Source organism: Psychrosphaera sp. 1_MG-2023 (assembly GCF_030548245.1).
Taxonomy (GTDB): domain Bacteria; phylum Pseudomonadota; class Gammaproteobacteria; order Enterobacterales; family Alteromonadaceae; genus Psychrosphaera; species Psychrosphaera algicola.
On the sequence record NZ_JAUORW010000001.1, the window covers coordinates 100,742 to 123,875 of the forward strand.

Below are 23,134 nucleotides of genomic sequence, written 5' to 3' on the forward strand. Positions count from 1 at the left end.
AAACGCCGCTTAATTTAGCGGCGTTTGTGTTTTTGCTGCAGTAAAATGAAGTTTCTATTATTTTAATTTGCGGTATTAAAATGTTGCCGGATATTGGCGCAATGTTAGCGCAATTTCTTCTGCCATAGCGTCAGGAATGGTCATTTCAAATGCCTCAATGTTCTCTGTAAGCTGAGCTAACGAGGTTGCACCAATAATTGTTGATGTAACGCCGTCTATTTGATTCGTCCAAGCTAACGCTAACTGAGCCGGCGTAAAGCCATATTTATTCGCTATTTCTACGTATTGCCGAACTGCGGCGTCGGTTTGTTCTGTATCTCTAAATAAGCCGTTACGTTGGGCCATCCGCCAACGGCTTCCCTCTGGCCTTGCACCACCAATATATTTACCTGTTAGGGCACCTGCAGCAAGTGGCGACCAAGGAAGGTATGCGATGTTTTCATGAACACAATTTTCAATCAAATACGGCCAATCTTTGGTATGCAATAAATTAAACTCGTTTTGAATCGATACCATTTTTGGTAAATCGTATTTGTCACTTAACTTAAGGTAGGTATTTATTCCCCAAGTCGTATCATCAGAAAGGCCACAATGACGTATTTTACCCGCGTCTTGACAGGTTTTTAACGCTTTTAAAATTTCCAACATTTGTTCGGTATGAAGTTTACTATCAGCTTGCGAAAACTTAACCTTGTTAACATGGTGTTGTGCAAAGTGTGGAGAAGTGCGATTAGGCCAATGCAATTGATACAAATCGATGTAGTCTGTTTTCAGGCGTCTAAGTGAATCATCAACGGCTTCAATTACACTGGCACCGGTAATTTTTCCACCGTCACGAATGTAAGGTAATCCTGGACCTGCAATTTTAGACGCTAGTATCATTTCTTTTCGACGTTCTGGGTTTCGGCTCAACCAGTTGCCGATAACTCGCTCTGTGTCACCATATTTTTCAGGGACAGGTGGAACGGGATATAGCTCAGCGGTGTCAAAAAAATTAACGCCTTTGCTTAGTGCATATTCTATTTGTTCATCGGCATCTTTTTGCGAGTTTTGGTTGCCCCAGGTCATTGTGCCTAAGCACACTCTAGACACTTCTAAACCACTGGTTCCTAACGTTGAATACTTCATTTTTTAACCTAGATTTTTCTCAATAAACAATAAATTGTGATGAAAGCTCAATATTCAATGCCAATTGTCGTTTAAATAAAATAGTTGAAATTAGAATGGCACTATAAAAACGTGGCGATATCTTCAAATGGCTTTTTATCTCGAGCATGATTGGGCACTGTAGCACCTTCTTCAGGGTAGCCTGCAATAATCAACATATAGGGACGCTCATTATCAGGTCGTTGGCATATTTTTGACAGGAATTGCATTGGCTTTGGCGTGTGTGTCAGCGTGACTAAACCACAGTCGTGCAAGGCATTGATCAAGAAACCCGTGGCGATACCGACAGATTCATGAACATAGTAATTTGTTTTTTGATCTTCGGCTTTGAGGCCACCTTTTTTTTGGGAAAAAACAGCGATAAGCCAAGGTGCATGCGCTAAATAAGGTTTCTGAGCATCGGTGCCAAGGGGTTTTAAAGCATCTAGCCATTCGTCGCCTGCGCGCCCGTCATAAAAACCTTGTTCGTGTAATTCGGCTTGTTCTCTAACCTGTTGTTTGATCTCCGAGCTATGTATCGCAACAAAATGCCATGGCTGATGATTTGCTCCGCTCGGTGCAGTACCAGCGGCTTTTATGCAATTTTCTATGATCTTTTGGTCAACGGGTCTGTCACTAAATTGTCTGATACTGTGGCGACGTTTAATATTATTTAAAAATGTTTCTGAACGTTTCAGCATGACATCAGGGGCGTATTCGATGTAGTCATTTAGCGGTGTGCAATTGTGTTCATTCATTCTTGAATTCTTATAATTATCAGTGAGTAAAAGGATACGAGTTGCGCCTAGCTTACCCATAGAATGTCATAACGCCAAGTCTATGGGTAAAATTTAACTCAATTCAAATTTAAGGTCGAATGTTCACTCGTATTCTTTTAAGTACACTCACATAGCCATCAGTAATAGTAACGGAAACAAACACGTCCGTTTCCTCTGTCACTGCTAATGACGTCACGGTTACTGTGTTAGTGGGAGGACTATTGGGGTCACCAACAATCACTAATAATTCCGGGTCTCCACTTTCTACCGAAACGACAGAGACGACATCACCGTCTGTAGCAGAATCTGGATCACTAGGCGTAATGTTAAAAGTAAACGTTGAGTTTTGCAGCATTAAAACGCTACCGGTATCGTTGGTTATCGGTGGTTCATTTTCCAAAATCACTGAAACGACAAATGGCACTTCGGTATAGGTTTCGTCGTCGTAAACACGTAAAATAAGTTGAGCGTTTTCGATTACCGAACCCTTACTCGCGCCTGAAATGCGAATGCTATTTATATCAGCTCCGTGGACGACGATCTGGCTTGGAATTATCGCAGAGGTTGGTGTACGCACCTCAACACTTAGTGACAAATTATCAATATCTACAACGCTTAGCGGTAAAGACACAATGTCGTCATTAATTAACGTTAGGTTATTCTCTGAAAGAGTGATTACTGGTGGATCATTGACCGGCATAACATTTAACGAAACAGTTTCAGTGGTCACAAACGCATTTGCAGAGTCGTCACGAGCCGTTATGTCAAAATACAATAAAGTGTCGACCAAAACGTTATCTGGCACTGACACTTCAATATACCCGTCCTGTTCGGTAAGAGCTAACTGATTAGGGAACGGGTTTGTAATGGTAATAGCGATATTGTCGCCGTTAATATCAAAAACTCGATAGTTAATAATCAAATCAGCGCCTTCGGAAACGTTACTTAAATAAGCAGACACCGTTAACTCCGGTGGCGTAGGAATAATAGGAACGGTAACTGTGATATTCAAAAACGTCGATAAGAATCCGTCTGATGCCGACGTAGAAAAGATAAACTCCTGTTCATAAGGGCTATCTTCAGAGACGGCGAGGGCCAATATTTGCGTATTAGGATCATAACTATATGTTAAGTTTGAGTTGTTTACCGTGGAAAATAGATTCAACTCGTCGGTATCTGGATCAACATAGGTCAATCGCATTTGCAGTGTTTCACCAGGTAACATAGATACTTCGGTGTATTGTGCCGTGATCACCGGTGCGGTATTTGTAAAGCGTATTTTGGCCGGAATCGATACGAGGGCCTGTTCGCCAAAGTCGTCTACCGCAGTTACGTCGATTACACCGTCGTAGTCTTCCAATACATTGAGTGCTGTTACAAATAGACTGCTACCTTCGACAACAATCGCAAATTTATTTGTGTCGTAACTTAGGGCAAACGGTAATGTACCTTCCTCGGCATCGGTTACGTCAACTTGAATTTCGGCTGTACCGCCTTCCACTAACTCAATACTGTTTGTATAAGTTATTACCGGTGGGGTGTTATTTTTTACGACTACATTAATATCGGCACTCGATTGAGCGCCAAACTCATCTGTAGCGATAAGTGTTATGGTTGTCTCGATATCATCGTCTGTTTCGTTTGGTAGGGCAGTGATTGCTAAATTTTCGTTTTCTAAAATGACCTGTAAAAGACTATCATCAAATTCAAATGTAACTGTAAAATCGTGAAGTTCAAGATCAGCGATGGCATAAGGCAATAACACACCGGTGGTCTCGAGCACGTCAATAGTTTGTGCAACATCAATTAACGGTGAACTATTTGGGTGGCCACCAAGAAACTCGACAAAGTTATTTTTAATGTATAAGTGATAGGTGAGTTTGGAGTTAAAATTACCATCACTAGCAACTATCGTTATTTGTTCATGGTTTAAATCGGTTACGTCGTCGCTGTAAACATAGACATATGGATAATCAATGCGATAACTGAATGCAGGATCAGAGGCGATAACCGAATATTCTAAGTTACTTTCTAAGTCGTCAAACGCGGCAAATGCTAAAGTCGCGATTAGGTCTGTTTCCACGCCCTGCAATTTGATTAATAAACTCAGGTCTACATTACGTTCTAAGTAGATTTGAGGTGGTTCATCGATAGCAACTTCACCAGTTGACGTTAAGGTAAATGTCGTTTGGCTGCTGTTGTGTGCGTCACTTATTTCTACCGTAATTTCGTTATCATCTATGTCAAATGACGCGATTGGATATAGGGTAATTTGGATCCCTGTTTGGGTTAAATTTACGTGGGTCGTCAGCCATTTTGGGCCTTTAATAATGCGATAGGCAATGCGGTCGGAATCGGGGTCATACAAGTCATAATCGAGCGTGGTTGATTGACCTGTTGGAACATTGATCGTGGTATCTTTGACCGCTAAAGTAGGTATGTGAGTGGTTTCTAAGTCTCGGTTTTTATTGTAATAAATCATATACATGGTGGATTCATTTACCACACCGTTTTTTTCAGTTACGGCTACAATTTCACCATAAGTATCTTCTTCTCCGATAAAGGCTTCTATGATCAGGCTGTTCTTATCAGCTGAAAGCTGACCCTTAATCACCGCAGAATTGAAATAAAATTGTTCGGTGACTTCGTCATCATCTGTGTAGTTACGCTGTATTTCAATTTCAACCGTCTCGCCCTCAAAAATGGTTATGTAATTGCTGGGAAAATAAATGAGATTTGGGTTGAGTTCACTAAGGGGGCAGTCATCAACTGAGCCTGTACAGTCAGGGTCTGGATCATCAGTTCCAGGATCAGTTGAAATGGGAGTCGCAACGTAGTTTACGGTCATTTCTGACGTTTGAGTTTGGCTAGAAAACGACAACTTAAATTGTCCAGAACCAGTCTGGTCTCCTAACATAAAGCTGATCTGTTTATTTGTTTGATCAACCGCTAAGGTGCCATGACTTGGTGCGGATGTGATTGCGACATTGATATCAAATTCAGTTTCTTGCACAACAAGATAATTGAGGAGCGCTGTAGAATTAATCTCGACAGTTAACTCCGTTGAGTCGAGTTCAACGGTAAAACTTTCATCAATTGTTGTTGTCTTATTGCTGTCACTGCAGGCCAATACAAGCATGGAGATAAAAATGAGCAATAGATTTCGACCAGCCACTACAAAATGCGTCATCATAAAAACTACAGGTACCAAGGTGAAAAGAGACTTTAATTATAGCGGCAGTTAGCGGATTTTCTTTACTTGAATGTTGAAGATTTGTTGAAATTAATTAGCAAAAAAACAAGGGAAACTGAACGTTTCCCTCGACTGTTACACAAGTCTAATTAATGACAAAAGTAGAACAAAATATTTGGTGATAGCGTATTACTCTTGTCAAAGTTTAACGTGCGTCAATTATTGTGTTAATAGCGCAACGGCAGTTTGGAGTTTGTCATTTAACTCTGCATTGCTGAGTTTGCCTTGCTCTACGTCAAAATTGTCGTAGAAACTAGGTATTGACAATGATGCTTTAACATCGCCATTAAAATACGGTGCTGACGTTACCGCTGTATTTAATACAGAAGCAGCCCCACCAGGACCTGGCGAAGTGGCCAGAAGCAACATAGGTTTATTTTGATAAACTTTTGGATCAATACGCGAAGTCCAATCAAAAAGGTTTTTAAACGCCGCCGAATAGCTGCCATTATATTCTGCAAAACTAATCACAATTGCGTCGGCATCAGCAATTTTTTGGTGAAATTGTTTCGCTTGTTCAGGTTGACCTAATTCGGCTTCGCGTTCCATGCTAAAAATAGGCATTTCATAGTCGTTAATATCAATGATGTCAGCTTCTGCATTCTCAATTAATGATGTAGCATAAATGGCAAGTTGTTTGTTTATTGAATTTGCAGAATTACTTCCTGCAAGTGTTAATACTTTCATAATAGTTCTCCTCTTGGGTAATGCTGAGCAGTCTATTATGTTCGATTAGAAAGATTAACAGGCCAAATGGTGAATGATTGTTTCCAAATGGCCTTTAATTGACGGTAAGACGTTGATTTTCAATTTAACTTTTAAGCTATTTTTTTACTTTTGCATTATCTGGATGAACTTGTTCGTAATAATCTTGCTTGTAGTCCGTTAGCAGCTCGTCTTGTTGTTCGAAGGTAAATCCAGAGCTAAGCAGTAACTGACGGCTTAACTCGATACTTGCTTCTAAATTTTCCGAAACGACTTTGTAAGCGCCTAAATCCATAAGCTTTTTACAAATAGGGGCATTATGGCCACGAGCATAAATCTTAATTGATGGGTAGTGTTGGCTCAAAATTTCCACGAGCGTGGTGGCCACTTCTGAGTCATTAACCGTCACGATAATTGACTCCGCATTTGCAATGCCTGCCGAATGTAATGTTTCAGGCTTTGTGACATCCGCATAAAAGACTGGCATTCCCAATGCTTGGTATTTTTTCACTAAAGATACTTCACTCTCAAGCGCCACATAGGGCACTCCAGCAAGCGATAATATGTCGCCAACGCGGCGTCCAACACGACCAAAACCGGCAATAACAATGGGTTGGAATTCAATTTCTTTTTGTTCAAGCGGTTTGTCAGATGGCTTTAAATGTAATTTGTAAGCAATTGCAGCCAAAATAGGTGTGACAAGCATACTAATGAGGACAATTAATAACAAAGTATCAAATGTAGATTGAGTTAAAATGTGACTATTAAATGCGATGGAAAACAATACAAGTGCAAATTCGCCACCTTGAGCCAATATCAAAGCCACAGCCAAGCCGTTGTGCTTATTTAAGCCAAATAAGCGACTTATAGGCCACAGAATCAACGCTTTAATAGCGACGAGTGCAAATACCATTGCAATGATAAATAGGGGCGACTGACTTAATACATCTAGGTTTAGCGACATACCCATCGACATAAAAAATAGCCCGAGTAACAAACCACGGAACGGTTGGACTTCGGCTCGGATTTGGTGACGGAACGCGCTGTCTGAAATAAGCAATCCCGCTAAAAATGCTCCCATTGCCATTGATAGACCAGCATGTTCGGTTAAATAGGCGGTACCTAAAACAATGAGAAGGGCAGAGGCAGTAAATACTTCTGAATTAGCAGCATGTGCGACTCGATAAAGTATTGGGTTAAGCAAGTAACGACCAGCCAAAATAACAAGCGCTAAGATCCCAATGGATTTTAAAAATGCATAGCCTAAATGAATATCGCTTGACTGATCGGCGGATAACAGAGGGATCATGGCTAGTAAAGGAACGACGGCTAAATCTTGAAACAGTAAAACCGCCATAGAGCTTCGCCCGTATTCAGAACTTAAAGACTTTTGCTCATTTAAAAGTTGAAGGACAAATGCTGTAGAAGATAATGCGAGCGCTGGACCAATGATAATTGACGCTGCAAAATCTAAATTAAACCCGTAATAACAAATGGAAGTAACAACCGTGCCGGTAAGCACTAACTGCAATGAGCCCTGACCAAAAACCAGTCGTCTAATTTTCCATAGAAATGCAGGTTTCATCTCCATTCCGATCAAAAATAGCAGTAAGACAACACCAAATTCAGAGATATGACTAACATCTTCTACCTGTGCAATAAGCCCGAGACCAAATGGACCTATGGCTAACCCAGCAAGTAAAAATCCTGGAACAGCGCCAAGTTTAATAGCTTGGCAAATTGGTACCATGATTACAGCGGCGATGAGTAAATAAATGAATTCGAGCAAGTATTGAGAAGGCACTATTTTTCCTAGTTGTTAATGGCTACGGTTACAATAAGTTTATCTTATTATTTACGGATAAAAGTTGTGTTAAATCAAAGTGTTTTTCGATAATTATCAGAGTTACTCTTAATTATTAGAGCCACTTTTAAATTATAGTCTAGTAACAATCCAGCAAAATTTGATAAAAATATTACATTAGAGCCAAAAAAAAGGAACGCACTAATTAAAATACGTTCCATTATTTATAAGCATTTAATGAGTTTACTTATCGCCTCGCTAAGAGGCTAAGTAATGCTTGGCTAAAATCTGTGAAGAACGAATATAAGCCAAGCGTTTCGTGTTCTACTTTTGCGACTTGATATGTGAAGCTAGAATTAACACTAAACCCTTACAAACAAACCGAATTTAATTAATAGCACCTAGCCACGGAAACAAATAACAGCAAATAAAACGGTTGTTTATACTCAGCCGTTATTTGAGCGACGTGGCGCTCCACTGGAACCACGGTTACTTGTATTTGCTTTACGAGGCCCATTGCTGCGACGAGCACCAGAATTATTATTTGCCCGGCCACTACCAGAACGATTGTTTGGTTTATTAGACCCTTTGCCCATCGAGCCTTTTTTCTCAGCGTCGTCAGAATTTAAGTCTAAAGATTTAACTTTTTTTGGCTTTTTCTTTTGCGGTGCACGGATAGGGCGAGACGCTGGCACCTTTAAGCTAGGTTTAAACTCTTCATCAACAGAACGGTCGATATGTTTTTGAATTAATTGCTCAATTTTACTTAAGCTATCAAATTCCTCTTCACATACAAAAGAAACTGCGATGCCTTCGCTACCCGCACGACCTGTACGACCAATACGGTGAACATAGTCCTCCGCAATATTCGGCATATCGAAGTTAATTACCTGTGGTAACTCATTAATATCGATACCACGTGCAGCGATGTCGGTTGCTACCAAGACTCGTATAGAACCATCTTTAAAGTTTGCTAACGCGCGGGTGCGAGCACCTTGGCTTTTGTCGCCATGAATCGCAGCGGCTGTGATGTTTTTAGAGTCTAGGTTACGTGCTAATCGGTTTGCGCCGTGTTTTGTGCGACTGAAAACCAACACTTGTTGCCAGTTATTTTGTTTGATTAGCTTGATAAGAAGCTTAGATTTATTACTTCGGTCAATTTCGTACAGCATTTGATTTACCGTATTCGCCGTCGCGTTTGCCGGAGATACAGACACTTCTACAGGGTCATTCATTAGCCCTTTGGCTAGAGTTTTTATATCGTCCGAAAACGTTGCAGAAAACATCAAATTTTGTCGTTTTGTTGGCAGTAATTTTAGAATACGTTTTATGTCGTGAATAAAGCCCATGTCTAACATGCGGTCAGCTTCATCAAGGACTAAGGTTTCAAGTTCGTCAAAACGCACTGCTCTTTGATTAAATAAGTCCATCAATCGACCAGGGGTAGCAACCAAAACGTCAGCACCTTTTCTCAACGCCATCATTTGTGGGTTGATTTTTACGCCGCCAAAGACACAGACATAATTTAAATTTAAGTGCTTGCCATACATTTCAACGTTTTCTGCAATCTGGGCTGCAAGTTCGCGTGTTGGCGTTAGGATCAGGGCTCTTACTTGATTTGAGCTGGCTTTTTTGCCGTCCGCTAAGCGGTGCAATAGCGGCAGAGTAAAGCCTGCCGTTTTACCTGTCCCGGTTTGGGCTGCTGCCATTAAGTCCTTTCCGGATAGTACAGCTGGGATAGCCTGAGCTTGAATTGGCGTTGGTGTTTCATAATTTTTTTCAGATAACGCTTTAAGGATAGACTCGGACAAACCTAATGAAGAAAAGGACATTAATACTCTCAAATTGGTGAATTGGTGGATGGTACAAACGCGCTGGAGGCTACAGTAAACAGTGTACTAAGGCAAGCTCGTCGTGTATTCAGCGATGAATTATAGCCTAAAATTTAACATCCTCCATAGTTTGACGTTAACATTCCTCTTAACTTTAGCATTAAAATTCATTACCTTTAGCGATATTCAGTTTCGGGAGCACTAATTTTGAGTTGGTTTGTTTATATTTTGTCCTGTAAGGATAAATCGCTATACACTGGGATCACGACAGATTGTACTAGAAGATTACTGCAACATAACAAAGGTACTGGTGCGAAATATACGCGGGCACGACTCCCTGTAACTTTGGTTTATCAAGAAATAGCCGATTGTAGAAGCACAGCAACCAAACGTGAAATAGCGATTAAAAAATTATCTCGTCAACAAAAACAAGAGCTTATAAAATCTAAACCTTGTCAGAATTCATAATTTTCGGCGTCTGGCTCTAAAGTACCATTTTCTATTTATACCTGCTGTCTCATTATCAACCTGTACTGTAAAACACGGGATTGAAAATGAAATCGACTTACCTAGCAATATTGACGTTAATTAGCGTTAGTTTTTCAACACTTGCTACAACAAAGTTTACTGCCTTAACCCAGTTTGGTGACAACCCTGGACAGCTTACGGCCACTTATCTATCGAGTGGTCAAAATAATAAAGCACTTGTTGTTTTGCTACATGGCTGTGGTCAGCACGGTGAAACCTTTGCGGATCAAAGTGGGTTAGCGGATGCTGCACAAGCTTTAGGATTCGCATTACTCGTTCCACAGCAAAATAAAAGCAACAATGTGCAACTTTGCTTTAACTGGTTTTCACCTATTGATCAGATTGGCATTGAAGGCGAAAGCCAGTCAATTGTAAATATGATCAACTCGCTAAAAATTAAATTACATTCTTCAGACGTTTATATTGCTGGTCTTTCAGCTGGCGGCGCAATGGCGTCAAATCTGTTGAGTTCACATCCTCAAATTTTTAAAGCCGGTGCTGTTGTTTCGGGCATTGGTTTCCCATGTGCAGATTCGTTAGTGAAGGCGATTTCTTGTATGAAAAATGGCCCCGCGGAACCACCGGCGCAACTCGCAAAAATGTTAACCCCATTGCTAAAAGACAAACTGCTGCCGCAAGTCACGCTTGTTGTTGGCAAAGCGGACAATATTGTTAACCCGCTAAATAGCGATAGTTTGGCGCAAAGCTGGGTAATGTTGAGCAAAGCGCAGCAGGTTTCACAATCGAGCCGTTTGGGCGTGCACCACCAACTTTGGCAGGACAGCAAAAAGGACAGCTCACTCGAGTTAATTAAATTTGATGACTTTGGTCACGGTTGGTCAGTTAATTCAGGTGAAAAATTTGGCGGTCAAGTTGCTCCGTATTTGATCGAACACAAGGTCAGTACCACAGTTTTATTACTTAAGGCTTGGAAACTTATTTAGTTTCATGGTCTTAGTTGGGAAATTCAATGGATAACCGTATACTACTAATGTACAAATTATTTATTTTACAAATTGGTATACAGTTTTTCGAGTCAATGTTTAAAGCTATAAAAATAACTACAACAGGGTAATTACATGAATAAGAAAAGCGTTAGATATACTAGTTTGGCAATAGCCATTAGCGCTGCACTTTCAAGTGCGAATGCGTTTTCAGCTGAACCAACAAAAGAAAAAAAAGAGGCACTGGAAGTCATTGAAGTAACTGCTCGTAAAACAGTAGAAAATATTCAAAAAGTTCCAGTCGCATTAACGTCTGTAAGTGCGTCGGATTTAGCTGAGGCTGGTATTTCTGTTATCACCGAGATTCAGCGCTATTCGCCAAATACAACACTACAAACAAGCCGTGGTACGAACTCAACATTAACGGCTTTCATTCGTGGTGTCGGACAACAGGATCCGCTTTGGGGATATGAACCTGGGGTCGGCATTTACATCGATGACGTTTACATGGCGCGTCCACAAGGTGCCGTTCTTGATCTGCTTGATGTGAGCAGAATTGAAGTATTGCGCGGACCGCAAGGAACCTTATATGGTAAAAATACCATTGGTGGTGCCATTAAATACGTTACGAATGAAATGTCAGGCGATAAAGAATTTAATATTGAAGGCACATTAGGTAGCTATAACCAAACAGACATCAAAGTTACAGGTCAAATGCCTTTAATTGAAGACAAACTTTACGTTGGATTTGGCCATGCAGATCTTAGCCGAGATGGGTTTGGCGAATTTGTTATTGCGCCAACCGGCCAGGACAAAGAAAACTACAATAAAGATCTGTCGGCAACTCGTTTAACCCTTGAGTATCACGCAACGGATGATTTGTTTTTCCGTTTAGCGTGGGATAAAACTGTTGATGATTCAAACGCGAAAGGCGGACATCGTTTATTGCCGAGTCTTATTGACACCAATCCGGCAGCAACCAATATATATGATTCGAATACCAATATGCCAACTTGGAATAGTGTTGAGCTCGAAGGTATAAGTTTCATGGCTCGTTATGATATTAACAATAATACTTCGATTAAATATATCGGCTCTTCTAGAGAAAGTTATTCTGAAACCAATATCGATTTTGACAACACGGCAACAGATATTTTTGATGTTCCAGCCATTTATGACGATGAGAACTCGAGTCATGAATTACAGTTATCTCATACTGGTGATGATTATACGGTAGTGGGTGGTTTGTTTATGTCTGATGCGACGTCGTGTGGACATTATGACGCAATTTTGGGGCATTTGGGCAGAGTATTTGGCGCAAGTTCATTTACGCGAGAAGTTACCGGATGTAACAACAGCGATAGTGTTGCGGCATACGCTCAAGGTAGCTACAACATTTCTGATAAATTATCGTTAACAGTAGGTGCTCGATATACAACTGAAGAGAAGACTGCATTTGTTAATAACACGGTCCACTGGGGAGAACATTACCCAGAATCTGGTTGGACTGACGGCTATGTGAGACCTGCAGACTTACCTGAAACGATGACATTGGGTATGGATACCAATGGTGATGATGTGCTCGACAGTGCAAAATCAGCAGATTGGTCTCGTTTTACTCCACGTATTGGTGTGGAATATCAAGCAGATGCTAAAACTATGTATTTTGCGAGCTACTCACAAGGGTTTAAGTCAGGTACATTTAATCCTCGTGCAGAAGGTAACGAAGAAGCTGCAGATCCAGAAGTTGTTGATTCAATTGAATTTGGTATGAAAAAAGATTGGAACGACGTATTAAGAACCAATATCACGGTATTTTCAATCGACCATAAAGACCGTCAATATATCGTATTAGCTGATACAGATGATGCAACATCAATCCCTCAATATTTAGCCAATGCGGCTGAATCGAAAGTGCAAGGGATTGAAGCGGAAGTGACATTTGCCGCAACTGAAGAATTGACCTTTGACGTTGCATTAGGGTACTTAGACGCTGAGCTAACTCAAGCAGAAAACATAGCAACTGAACTCGTTGGGCTAGCAAGTACGCCAGATTATACGCTTAACTTATCGGCTAATTACTTGATGGATACTGATGTAGGTTACTTTATCTTGTCAGGCAGCTACTACATGCGTGATGAATACGTGTTGTATGAAGAGACAGACTACTTATCTCAAGATGCTTATGGGCTATTAAACCTAAGCTTGAACTGGGAAAGCTTAAATGGCGATTGGTATGGCGCTATTCATCTGAAAAACATTACAGATGAAGAGTATTTAGTTGGTGGCTATACGTTTGTCGGTAAAGACGACGACGGTAACTGGACACCAGGTACTGGGTTTGACCAAACGTTAATCGGTTATTATGGCGATCCGAGCACGGCTCATATCACCATTGGTTACCGTTTCTAAACTAGACAGTTTTATTTATTGTTGTGCTGTAAAAAGAGCTGGCGTCATCCAGCTCTTTTTTTTACCATAAAATTAATTGCCTTACAGAGTACAAATGATGTTAGCTTCCACAATATTAATTGCCGATGACCACCCGTTATTTCGGACCGCACTAAAACAAGCCGTAGGTCAGTGTTTGCCCAACGTAACTATGCTAGAAGCAAATAGTGTAGATGAGTTGTTTAATGTCGTAGAGTCAACTCCAGAGCTGGAAATTATGTTTTTGGATCTGCATATGCCCGGAAATAATGGCTTTACGAGTTTAACTCGTTTACAGAACCATCACCCGGATATCATTATTATTATGGTATCTTCCGATGATGCGCCTGAGATCATGCAAAAAGCCATCGACTTTGGGGCGGCGGCTTTTATTCCTAAATCGGCTGATCTAACGGTAATATCCGATGCAATTACCGCGGTACTAGAAGGGGATACTTGGTTACCAAAAGATGCCAACTTACCGAGTCAAACCAATCATAATGATAAAAAACTTGCTAAACAATTAGCATTGCTAACACCGCAACAGTATGTGGTTTTATCACAAATCGCAGATGGACAATTGAACAAACAAATTGCTTATGACTTAAATATTAAAGAAACGACAGTGAAGAAACATGTGTCTGCTATTTTACTAAAATTAGAAGTCACTAACCGCACTATGGCAGGAATGGCTTTCCAACAGTTAACGTTAAACTAGTCGTTTTACAATATATGGACGAAGGGATTCTCCCGTTATATAGCGCAGCCTGTCCCATCAATTAAACAGTAACTGTTTTAGTTGTTTCTTTAAAGCCAGTGATTTAACTGGCTTTTTGGTAAATTGAAAGCCACCTAAGCTAACTTGTTCCCGTACCTGTTCCGATGTATCTGCAGAGCAAACAATGCAAGGTATAGGGGTGTCCGAATAGGCTAAAATGTGGTTGAAAAAGTCGATGCCGTTGTCGCCGTCATCTAAGTGGTAATCAACGATAGCTGCCGCCAGTTTAGGTTTGTAGTCTGAAAGCGTATCTATCTGCTTTGATTCACAATATTCTTGCCATTGTTGACGATCTTTTATCGCTAAAACGGTAAACCCCCAGCTTTCTAATTGTTGTTTTAACGCCTCTAATAGCAACTCATCATTATCAATAACCAATATTGTATGCCCGTTAAACAATGGGCTATTTGATTCGATTAGCTCTGGGCTTTCTACTTGGCTTTTTATTTCAGGTGCACAAGTGGGCAGTGTAACGCTAAATACCGATCCTTTACCGACAACTGATCGCACAGCCAATTCAATATTGAGCAATTGAGCGATACGTTTAGAAATGGTTAGACCTAAACCTAAGCCCGGCTTGTCGCGGTTTTGTTCTAAACGCTCAAACTCTTGAAAGATTACGTCTTGTTTTTCCTGAGGGATACCTTGCCCGTTATCCCACACCTGAATTTGGACTTTATCGGGATAACGACGAACGCCAATCAATACTCGGGCTTGTTTGCCGTCTTTTTGAGTAGGTGAATAATGAAACGCATTAGACAAATAGTTTTGCACAATGCGGCGCAATAAACGAATATCTGAGTTCACCCATAAACAACTTGATTGAAAATCAAAGCGAATGTTTTGTTGTTTTGCCAACAGACTAAACTCGTGAAATAGTGGATCTAGAACGTCTTGAATAGCAAAAGGTTCTTCAACAATTTTTTGACTGCCACCTTCCAGTTTTGAAATTTCAACGAGATCCGTTAACAAACTTTCCACAACACCTAAAGAGTCTTGGATATGCTCTGCGATGGTTTCGGACTTTGTCCCTTTGACTTGTTGTTTTAACATGTCTGTGAATAACGACAACGCGTTAAATGGTTGCATTAAGTCATGACTTGCCGCGGCTAAAAAGCGGGTCTTACTTCGGTTTGCAAGTTCGGCTTCCGCCTTGGCTTTACTCAGTGCCAATGTTCGTTCATCAACTTTACGTTCTAAATGTTCATTGGCATATTGTAGGGCTTTTTCAGCCTCGATATGGCGGGTGATATCGGAAAAAGTACTCACAAAACCACCGCCTGGCATTGCTTGGCCTCTGATTTCAAGAACAACCCCTGTGGGTAATACACGTTGGAAATAGTGATTGTTCCCGGCCTGCATATGCTCGATACGTCGAGCGACCATAGTTTCTATGTCGTCGCCTTCAAGCATTTTTCGTTCAGCATTAAATTGAATAAGCTCCTGGATAGGCATACCAATCTTGACTAGGTCTTTGGGATAATCAAGGAGTTCAATATAACGTGAGTTCCAGGCAACTAGTCGCATATCGGCGTCAACGATACTTATACCTTGCTCGATGTTTTCAACACCGGCTTGAAGTAATTCTCGATTAAAATGAAATAACTGACTTGCTTCATCGACAATGTTCGCAACATCTTCTAATTGAATGTGCCGATTACTATCCTCTACCGCGGCGTTCATCACTAATTTTGTTGATGCTGAGCCTAAAACAGAGGCGAGTTTTTTACGTGCGAACTCTGTTAATTGTGGTGAGGCAGGTGATTGTTTTGATAGATTTGCATCTACATGCAGCATTAAATCATTTGCAGCTTCTAGACTGACAAACCGATTTAACAAACGGTACAGGTCATCTGCCGTTAACTGGTAAGTAACTCTATTTGTTGGTTTTTTTAAAAATATCTCCGCTTGTATTTTTTCACCAACAGAGCGCCGACTATTTAGCGATAACAACACAAAACACAGAGTATTGATGGCGAGACTGATAAATACGCCGTGACTTGTGACATCTAACATTCCTAGACCAAATAAATTGGTCGGTTGCAACCATGAAATGCCAAACAAACCTTGTTCAACGAGATATGAATTAGGCCATACTGTGGGCAATAACAAGGTATAACACCATAGACAACTACCGACTACGATACCGGTAAGGGCGCCGCTCGAACTGGCACTGCGCCAATACAATGCGCCTATCACAGCTGGGGCAAATTGAGCCAGTAACACAAACGATAAGATACCAATACTTGAAAGATGGCTTTGTTGGTCAACTATCCGTTCAAATAGCAATGACAGCATTAAAATGCCAACAATCGCAAATCGACGAAAATTTAACAATAAAGTAGAAAAGCGCTGGTTTTGATCTACATATTTGGGGTTGAAGCGTAATAGACTCGGGGTAATTAATTCGGTTGAAACCATAGTTGAAAGTACAATTGAGGCAACGATAACCATACTCGTTGCAGCCGCAAGACCACCAATATAAACAAAGATACTTAACCATTCTTGTTGAAAATATAGTGGCAAAGTTAATATATAAGTATCGGCATTGACACTGCCACCTGGGAAGGTGATTTGTCCCGCAATTGCGATTGGAAGTACAAACAAGTTAATTAATATCAGAAACAATGGATAAAGCCATCGGGCGGTTTTTAATTGTTGTTCGTTGTGATTTTCTATCACCATGACATGGAACAGTTGCGGGGTAATAAAAATTGAAATAAAACCAAGGGCAATCTGCGCTATTGGCATATAAAACGAAGTCGTTTTGACTTCGGCTTGAGGAAGTTGCTGTTGTTGAACAAGTAAATCGGAAAACCCGTCAAATACGCCAAACGTAATGTAATAGCCGACTGTCGTGATGGCGAGTAACTTGACTATAGAACTAAAAGCGATAGCTAAAGTCAGGCCATTATTTTGTTTATTTGCAACAACATGCCGTGCACCAAATAAAACACTAAATACGGAAAGTACCATAGCGACGATAATGGTGGTATTCACCCCTGAACGATAACTGCCAGTCACTAAATCAAAACTTTGGCTTATGGCTCTAAGTTGTAGGGCAATATAAGGAATTGTCCCCAAAAGGGCGATTACGGTAACGATTCCCGCAATGTTTAATGATTTGTCGTAGCGGCAGGCAACAAAATCCGCAATTGAGGTTAAATTTTGTTGTTTGCTTATTCTGAGCATTTTTAACAGCATCGGCCACGCTAGAATAAAACAGGCTATCGTACCGTAATAGATATAAGCAAGCCATTGACCGCTTGTTGCAGCTTGACCAATGATCCCGTAAAACGCCCAAGAGGTACAGCTCACGCCCAGACTCAAGCTATAAATCCAAGGGTGATTTGTCCATCTAGAGTTTTTGCCCTGTTGTCCCCAATAGGCAATAAAAAACAGCAGCAATAAATAGCCGAGAGACAACAACCCGATAAACCACGTATCGACAGACAGCCATGTAAACAAAGTATTACCCCAAAATATAAGCGAATCGTTAGCTTAAAGGCAGACTGCGGATAAGCATAGTGTACTAAGGTAGAAGATATTTTTGATAAACCCTGCGTTAATCTTCTACCATCACTTTTCTAAATGAAAAATTAGCATATATGAATATTAGTAACAAATACCTAGTGGAAGCGATTGTTTTTCTTAGTTATGTCTTGTTCGCGATGGCATGGGTGGGGGGAACTGCAAGTATGAGCCAAATAATGGCCAACTTAGAACTGACCAGTTTGGCGTCGGCGAGCTTTATTTCAGGGGCTGTCACGTTTGCAAAGATAGTCGGTACGTTTAGCGCGGCTTACTTTGCTATTCGTTTTGGAATAAAAGGAGCGTTCTTTGTTTCTTGCTTATTGGTCACCCTCGGGTTGATGACTCCTTATGCGCCTAGCTACGACTGGCTATTGGTTAGTCGATTTTTAATGGGACTTGGCGGGGCATTAATGATTGTTTACTTCAATCCAATTGTGATGAATTGGTTTGCAGTAGAGGAACGCGCCACGATTAATGGTCTAAATGCCGTCGCATTTAATGTTGGTACGGCGATTGTTTTGTGGTGTATGAACGACATCAATGCGCTTACCGGAAGCTGGCAAAATACGCTTGTATTGTTTTCTTTTTTAAGTGGATTGCTGGCAATTTTTTGGTTGTTCGTTAAATTTGATGGGACTAGTTCTGCAGCGCAAGAGAAACAAGAAGGCGCAGTTCAATATAGTTATAAGTCTGGTATCACCGATAGCTTTAACTGGGCGTACGCTTTAACGTATTCTGGTTTGCTGGCGTTTTATATTTGCCTGTTTACCTTTTATCCAACAGCCGGAATATCCGCGAGTAAATGGGTTATAGGCGCGGGTATTATAGGCACGATTGCGGGCATGTTATATAGCCGTAAAATCAAACAGCGAGTCCCCGTTATTCGTTGGTCAGGCTTAATCCAAACGGTAATGGTTATAGGGTTGTCGTTTTCAGAAAACGCATTAATTCAAACAGGCTCCGCTATCTTACTGGGGTTCTTTATATTTTTCCCTATAACGGCATTGGTTTCTATCCCACATGAAATGAAAAAAATGAGCGCGGGTAAAATTACCGTAGTCTTCAGTTTGTTCTGGTCAATCAGTTATTCGGTGGCAACCCTTGTCTTGTGGTTGTTTGGCCTCGTTGTCGATTGGCACCAGGGGGATTTTTTCTATGCATTTGTATTAATAAGTTTTGTTAGTTCAAGCTTCTTTCTAGGTAGTTTCTTTTTACCTGAAACCAATCCGAAATCTGATTTATCTGACAAAACTGAACCAACGACAGAATAGGACAATAAGCATGCGTGGCGAATTATCACCAAAGCTAACGGACTTTATTGCAACGGTAAACGTTGCAGCCAAAGCGTTTAAATCATCTGGTCAAACGCTGACGACGGAGCAGGCGAGATTAAATTTACAAAAACTGTCAGCTTTTGTAACTAAGGTTCCGGAAATTTCCTTTATTGCGGATAAAGAAATTCGTCATGAAACCTTATCAGTGCCCGTACGATTGTTTAGTCCCGATACTCAACGACCCTTGCCAGTACTTGTGTACTTTCATGGTGGTGGGCATATGTGTGGCGATATTGAGTTGTATGATCCTATGTGTCGAAAACTTGCCATTCATAGTCATTGCCATGTTGTGGCAGTTGAATATAGACGCTCTCCAGAGCATCCGTACCCTTGTGGTTTGGTAGATGCCGAGATCACAATTAAAAATATTCAACAGGTGTTGGGCGACGTGCAGCACAATGGTCAAATTTTTATTGCTGGTGATAGTGCCGGTGGCGCAATTTGTACCAGTATTTTGATGCGTCAAACCAGTTATGGATCTATTTTATCTGGTGTCACGATAGACAAGCAGATATTAATTTATCCAAGTGTTGATTACACCGGCTCCACGGGGTCCTATATAGAAAATGGCACGGGATACTTGTTGGAAAATACCCGAATTAAATGGTATTTCGATCATTATTTTACTGCCAATGAAGACCGAAAATTAGCGTCGCCTTTGTTTGGCCCGTTACCTGAGAACTACCCTAAGACACTAATTATTACAGCAGGGTGTGACCCTCTTAGAGATGAAGGTCTAGCTTATCTAGAGCGATTGATATCCAAAGGCGTTGAGACTCAACACGTGCAGTTTGAAGGGATGATCCACGCCTTTATGAACATCGAAGACCTTGTCCCAGACGAATGCCAATCTTTGTATAGTGAAATTAGTCGGTTTGTTCAAGCTGAATAATAGAGGTCTGGGTTTTAGATTTGATTCACAATTTATAGTAATAAAAAACGCAGCCAAAGCTGCGTTTTTTATTAAGTAAACGTAAAATAGATTTATTGAGCTGTCCAACCGCCATCAATAGGTAGCGATGCTCCGGTTATTCCAGCTGCCGCATCACTGCATAAAAACTGAATCAATTCACCAATTTGCGATGGTGCTGCCATTTCTGCACGGGGTTGTTTGGCTGTGACGAGTTTTGCTTTAGCAGTCGCAAGGTCAGAGCCGTCTTTATCTGCAATATCTTGAATTTGTTGATTGATTAATGGTGTTTCCACCCAACCTGGGCAAATGGCATTAACCGTAACACCCATATTAGCGTTTTCTATAGCGGTCACTTTCGTTAGTCCAACTAAACCATGTTTAGCGGCGACATAAGCAGACTTGTTAACTGAGCCTACTAATCCGTGTACAGACGCAATATTGACGATACGTCCCCATTTTTTGAGCTGCATTTTTGGTAGTACAGCCTGAGTAGTATGAAATGCTGAGGATAAATTAACGGCTAATATTAGATCCCATTTGTCTTTAGGGAATTCATGAACTGGTGCCGTGTGCTGTATACCTGCGTTATTAACTAAGATGTCGACAGTGCCAAGTTCTTGTTCGATAAAAGAGAACATCTCTAAAATTTGGTTTTGATCGGCCATATTTGCATTTGAGAAATAGCTTAGAACGTTATATTTTTCGGCTAATTCCTGGGCGATTTGCTCACCAATATGATCTTCCACTAATCCATGCACAACAATATGGCAGCCGGCATTTGCCAAAACCTCAACAGTTGCCAAACCAATGCCACTTGTAGACCCAGTGACTAACGCAATTTTGCCTTTTAACATGGTAAACCCTTTTATTTTTATTGATGTTATGACAATACCAAATAATGGGGTGAAAAAAATTACTACTAAAGTGCCACACAGGCCAAATTTAGTGGCCTTGGTGTTCTAAAGTAGCAATGACTTTAGGAGATTAATGCCTACACTGTAATAAAGCGTGTAATGACTTCGAAACAAAATGTGTCAAAAGATGTTTACTTACCTATGGTTCTTGATTGAGACAACCGTGCGCTAAAAAATTGGGTCAGTGACAGAGTTATGTAACTATTGGCAGATAAAAATACTAATAAAATAAGAGGGTTGAAAATGGCAGGGTTTGACAAAGTAGTGACAAGCTATGAACAAGCCATGGCGGGATTGGAAGACAACATGACCGTTATCGCAGGTGGATTTGGTTTATGTGGTATCCCAGAGGGCCTCATTGCTGAAATTAAGAAAAAAGGCACAACGGGCCTGACAGTTGTATCAAACAATTGTGGTGTTGACGGCTTTGGACTCGGTATTTTATTGGAAGACAAGCAGATCAAAAAGATGGTGTCTTCGTATGTGGGTGAAAATGCGTTATTTGAAAAGCAATTACTCAATGGTGAATTGGAAGTTGAATTAACGCCACAGGGGACACTTGCAGAAAAAATGCGAGCCGGCGGTGCGGGTATTCCTGCATTCTTTACTGCAACCGGCTACGGCACGTTAGTTGGTGAAGGCAAAGAAGTACGTGAATATAATGGCCGCAACTACATATTAGAAGAAAGCATTACAGGTGACTTCGCAATAGTCAAAGCGTGGAAAGCTGACCGTTATGGTAATTGTATCTATCGTCACACGGCGCAAAATTTCAATCCTATGGCGGCAACAGCAGGTAAAGTCACTGTTGTTGAAGTTGAAGAGATAGTTGAACCTGGGGAACTAAACCCAAGCGAAATTCATACGCCCGGGATTTATGTAGACCGCATTATTTTAGGTACGTTTGAAAAACGTATCGAAAAAATTACCACAGCAGATTAATAGGAGACACACTGATGGCGTTATCTAGAGAACAAATAGCACAACGTGTTGCTCGCGAATTTAATGATGGTGATTACGTAAACCTTGGCATTGGTATTCCAACTTTGGCTGCTAACTTTGTACCTGACGGCATGCAAGTTATGTTGCAATCAGAAAATGGATTGTTAGGTATGGGCCCATACCCTACAAAAGAAAATGTTGATGCCGATATGATAAATGCGGGCAAAGAAACAGTAACCACAGCCACGGGCGCGGCAATTTTTAGTTCGGCTGAAAGCTTTGCTATGATCCGCGGTGGACATGTTGATATAACAGTTTTAGGTGCTTTTGAAATAGATCAAAATGGTAATATTGCAAGCTATATGATCCCTGGTAAATTAGTTAAAGGCATGGGGGGCGCTATGGATTTAGTGGCCGGAGCTGACAATATTATTGTTACTATGACTCACGCCAATAAACATGGTGAGTCTAAATTACTTGAAGCATGTACCTTGCCACTTACTGGTGTAAATTGCATTACTAAGGTTATAACTGATTTGGCTTATTTAGAAATAATCGAAGGCGAGTTTGTTTTGTTAGAGCGCGCACCTGGCGTGTCCGTAGATGAAATAAAGCAAAAAACAGCGGGTAAATTACGGATTAATGGTGACGTGCCTGAAATGCAGTTTTAGTCGATGTTTTAAGCCTTAACGCTAATAACAGTTTGCTTTTTATAGACAAAAAGCAAACTGTTCTTCATTTAAGATTAACCTTTCTATACCCATTTTAAACCCTCATCCTTTTAAGTCGATTGATTATTAAAACATTCTAAAATTCATGTGTTTAGTTATTTGAATTATTCTAAAATCAGCCTAAAGTTAATTGAGTTAAAAAAATGATATAACAAGTCAGCTTTCATCATTGACGTTATTTTCTTAATTAGGGTATACAAAAGAGGAATTTAAAATGGATTATATAGACGCCTTTGTCGCAGCGGTACCAACTGAAAATAAAGAACTTTATCTAGAACATGCTAAAACGTCCGTTGCACTTTTTAAAGAATACGGTGCTTTACGTGTGGTTGAATGTTGGGGAGATGATGTGCCAGACGGTAAAATAACGTCATTTCCAATGGCTGTTAAATGTGAAGCCAACGAAACCGTAGTATTTAGTTGGGTTACTTGGCCAGATAAAAAAACGCGAGATGCGGGTATGGAAGGGCTAATGCAAGACCCAAGAATGGACATGGAAATGCCTTTTGATATGACTCGCATAATATTTGGTGGGTTTCAAATGATCCTCAATGAATAATTTTTCTG

General features: G+C 40.6%; 17 protein-coding genes. 9 read left to right on the forward strand and 8 right to left on the reverse strand.

The genetic code is table 11. The features are described from left to right. Positions 1-75: 75 nt before the first annotated feature. The 6 genes from Q4575_RS00360 to Q4575_RS00385 form a co-directional block, all read right to left on the reverse strand. Positions 76-1,128, reverse strand: coding sequence for an aldo/keto reductase (locus Q4575_RS00360; protein ID WP_215962775.1), 1,053 nt, complete (start codon positions 1,126-1,128; stop codon positions 76-78). A 101-nt stretch (positions 1,129-1,229) separates the two neighbouring features. Continuing rightward, positions 1,230-1,904: a nitroreductase family protein gene (locus Q4575_RS00365; RefSeq protein WP_303520983.1), complete on the reverse strand. Its 675-nt coding sequence runs from the start codon at positions 1,902-1,904 to the stop codon at positions 1,230-1,232. Between the two features lie 109 nt (positions 1,905-2,013). Continuing rightward, a complete protein-coding gene (locus Q4575_RS00370) occupies positions 2,014-5,118 on the reverse strand; it encodes a hypothetical protein (protein ID WP_303520984.1) in 3,105 nt (1,034 codons plus the stop codon). Positions 5,119-5,337: 219 nt separating this feature from the next. Continuing rightward, complete coding sequence (locus Q4575_RS00375) at positions 5,338-5,865, reverse strand: NADPH-dependent FMN reductase (RefSeq protein WP_215962778.1); 528 nt, start codon at positions 5,863-5,865, stop codon at positions 5,338-5,340. A gap of 136 nt (positions 5,866-6,001) precedes the next feature. Next, positions 6,002-7,687 carry a monovalent cation:proton antiporter-2 (CPA2) family protein gene (locus Q4575_RS00380; RefSeq protein ID WP_303520985.1) on the reverse strand — a complete coding sequence of 562 codons (1,686 nt, stop codon included), beginning with the start codon at positions 7,685-7,687 and terminating at the stop codon, positions 6,002-6,004. A 446-nt stretch (positions 7,688-8,133) separates the two neighbouring features. Further along, a complete protein-coding gene (locus Q4575_RS00385) occupies positions 8,134-9,519 on the reverse strand; it encodes a DEAD/DEAH box helicase (RefSeq protein WP_215962780.1) in 1,386 nt (461 codons plus the stop codon). Positions 9,520-9,726: 207 nt separating this feature from the next. On the opposite strand from Q4575_RS00385, the gene Q4575_RS00390 reads away from it, so the two are divergent. The 4 genes from Q4575_RS00390 to Q4575_RS00405 all read left to right on the forward strand — a co-directional run bounded on the left by Q4575_RS00390 (position 9,727) and on the right by Q4575_RS00405 (position 14,139). Beyond that, on the forward strand, positions 9,727-9,987 hold the full coding sequence (locus Q4575_RS00390) for a GIY-YIG nuclease family protein (RefSeq protein WP_256448301.1): 261 nt from the start codon (positions 9,727-9,729) through the stop codon (positions 9,985-9,987). An 86-nt stretch (positions 9,988-10,073) separates the two neighbouring features. After that, the gene (locus Q4575_RS00395) at positions 10,074-10,991 is read left to right on the forward strand and encodes a PHB depolymerase family esterase (RefSeq protein ID WP_303520986.1); all 918 of its coding nucleotides are present in this window, start codon (positions 10,074-10,076) and stop codon (positions 10,989-10,991) included. A 135-nt stretch (positions 10,992-11,126) separates the two neighbouring features. Continuing rightward, a complete protein-coding gene (locus Q4575_RS00400; protein WP_215962782.1) occupies positions 11,127-13,403 on the forward strand; it encodes a TonB-dependent receptor in 2,277 nt (758 codons plus the stop codon). A 97-nt stretch (positions 13,404-13,500) separates the two neighbouring features. Next, on the forward strand, positions 13,501-14,139 hold the full coding sequence (locus tag Q4575_RS00405) for a response regulator transcription factor (protein ID WP_303521125.1): 639 nt from the start codon (positions 13,501-13,503) through the stop codon (positions 14,137-14,139). A 57-nt stretch (positions 14,140-14,196) separates the two neighbouring features. Here Q4575_RS00405 and Q4575_RS00410 read toward each other — a convergent pair whose 3' ends face one another. Continuing rightward, positions 14,197-17,667: a PAS-domain containing protein gene (locus Q4575_RS00410; RefSeq protein WP_303520987.1), complete on the reverse strand. Its 3,471-nt coding sequence runs from the start codon at positions 17,665-17,667 to the stop codon at positions 14,197-14,199. Between the two features lie 140 nt (positions 17,668-17,807). Here Q4575_RS00410 and Q4575_RS00415 point away from each other — a divergent pair, with 140 nt between their 5' ends. Together Q4575_RS00415 and Q4575_RS00420 are read left to right on the forward strand one after the other, a co-directional pair. Next, positions 17,808-19,004, forward strand: coding sequence for an MFS transporter (locus Q4575_RS00415; protein ID WP_303520988.1), 1,197 nt, complete (start codon positions 17,808-17,810; stop codon positions 19,002-19,004). A gap of 10 nt (positions 19,005-19,014) precedes the next feature. Next, positions 19,015-19,959 carry an alpha/beta hydrolase gene (locus Q4575_RS00420; protein WP_303520989.1) on the forward strand — a complete coding sequence of 315 codons (945 nt, stop codon included), beginning with the start codon at positions 19,015-19,017 and terminating at the stop codon, positions 19,957-19,959. Between the two features lie 92 nt (positions 19,960-20,051). Here Q4575_RS00420 and Q4575_RS00425 read toward each other — a convergent pair whose 3' ends face one another. After that, a complete protein-coding gene (locus Q4575_RS00425) occupies positions 20,052-20,834 on the reverse strand; it encodes a 3-hydroxybutyrate dehydrogenase (protein ID WP_215962786.1) in 783 nt (260 codons plus the stop codon). Between the two features lie 303 nt (positions 20,835-21,137). On the opposite strand from Q4575_RS00425, the gene Q4575_RS00430 reads away from it, so the two are divergent. The 3 genes from Q4575_RS00430 (at position 21,138) to Q4575_RS00440 (ending at position 23,126) form a co-directional block, all read left to right on the forward strand. Then, positions 21,138-21,836 carry a CoA transferase subunit A gene (locus Q4575_RS00430; protein ID WP_303520990.1) on the forward strand — a complete coding sequence of 233 codons (699 nt, stop codon included), beginning with the start codon at positions 21,138-21,140 and terminating at the stop codon, positions 21,834-21,836. Positions 21,837-21,850: 14 nt separating this feature from the next. Then, positions 21,851-22,507 (forward strand): 3-oxoacid CoA-transferase subunit B, encoded by a 657-nt coding sequence (locus tag Q4575_RS00435; protein WP_215962788.1) that lies wholly within the window; start codon positions 21,851-21,853, stop codon positions 22,505-22,507. Between the two features lie 274 nt (positions 22,508-22,781). Continuing rightward, positions 22,782-23,126, forward strand: coding sequence for a DUF1428 domain-containing protein (locus Q4575_RS00440; protein ID WP_215962789.1), 345 nt, complete (start codon positions 22,782-22,784; stop codon positions 23,124-23,126). Positions 23,127-23,134 lie beyond the last annotated feature (8 nt).

Coding starts and splice junctions, on each gene's coding strand:
- Q4575_RS00400 (WP_215962782.1), top strand. CDS start 11,127: ATGAATAAGAAAAGCGTTAGATATACTAGTTTGGCAATAGCCATTAGC.
- Q4575_RS00405 (WP_303521125.1), top strand. CDS start 13,501: ATGTTAGCTTCCACAATATTAATTGCCGATGACCACCCGTTATTTCGG.
- Q4575_RS00360 (WP_215962775.1), bottom strand. CDS start 1,128: ATGAAGTATTCAACGTTAGGAACCAGTGGTTTAGAAGTGTCTAGAGTG.
- Q4575_RS00370 (WP_303520984.1), bottom strand. CDS start 5,118: ATGATGACGCATTTTGTAGTGGCTGGTCGAAATCTATTGCTCATTTTT.
- Q4575_RS00420 (WP_303520989.1), top strand. CDS start 19,015: ATGCGTGGCGAATTATCACCAAAGCTAACGGACTTTATTGCAACGGTA.
- Q4575_RS00415 (WP_303520988.1), top strand. CDS start 17,808: ATGAATATTAGTAACAAATACCTAGTGGAAGCGATTGTTTTTCTTAGT.
- Q4575_RS00375 (WP_215962778.1), bottom strand. CDS start 5,865: ATGAAAGTATTAACACTTGCAGGAAGTAATTCTGCAAATTCAATAAAC.
- Q4575_RS00395 (WP_303520986.1), top strand. CDS start 10,074: ATGAAATCGACTTACCTAGCAATATTGACGTTAATTAGCGTTAGTTTT.
- Q4575_RS00425 (WP_215962786.1), bottom strand. CDS start 20,834: ATGTTAAAAGGCAAAATTGCGTTAGTCACTGGGTCTACAAGTGGCATT.
- Q4575_RS00385 (WP_215962780.1), bottom strand. CDS start 9,519: ATGTCCTTTTCTTCATTAGGTTTGTCCGAGTCTATCCTTAAAGCGTTA.
- Q4575_RS00365 (WP_303520983.1), bottom strand. CDS start 1,904: ATGAATGAACACAATTGCACACCGCTAAATGACTACATCGAATACGCC.
- Q4575_RS00440 (WP_215962789.1), top strand. CDS start 22,782: ATGGATTATATAGACGCCTTTGTCGCAGCGGTACCAACTGAAAATAAA.
- Q4575_RS00430 (WP_303520990.1), top strand. CDS start 21,138: ATGGCAGGGTTTGACAAAGTAGTGACAAGCTATGAACAAGCCATGGCG.
- Q4575_RS00435 (WP_215962788.1), top strand. CDS start 21,851: ATGGCGTTATCTAGAGAACAAATAGCACAACGTGTTGCTCGCGAATTT.